The 203-nt window shown below is 55.7% G+C and carries 1 pseudogene; it reads right to left on the bottom strand.

Annotated elements, in window-relative coordinates:
* Nucleotides 1–128: pseudogene (locus tag EGN72_RS00015) on the bottom strand (IS5/IS1182 family transposase); the annotation flags it as partial.
* Nucleotides 129–203 lie beyond the last annotated feature (75 nt).

Here is a 203-nt window from a genome sequence, read left to right as displayed (position 1 = left end):
TTGCGATTGATGAAGATTATGCCGCTCAAGACCCGCCGATCATCGACGCGCGGCTTACCATGGCTCTTCGGAAAGAACGGTTTCAGCCGCTCCATCTGCTCGTCCGTCAGCCAGAATAGATTGCTCATGATCACCCCCGTAGCTAGGGGCCTTGAATCACGCAGCGACGGCAGCCTCAAGCAAATCAATGGGTCCTGACCCTA

Source organism: Pseudorhodobacter sp. E13, assembly GCF_003991405.1.
In the GTDB taxonomy this organism is placed as follows: Bacteria; Pseudomonadota; Alphaproteobacteria; order Rhodobacterales; family Rhodobacteraceae; genus Pseudorhodobacter.
The sequence above is the reverse complement of the archived record's forward strand: the minus strand, read 5'-3'. Positions and strand labels throughout refer to the sequence as shown.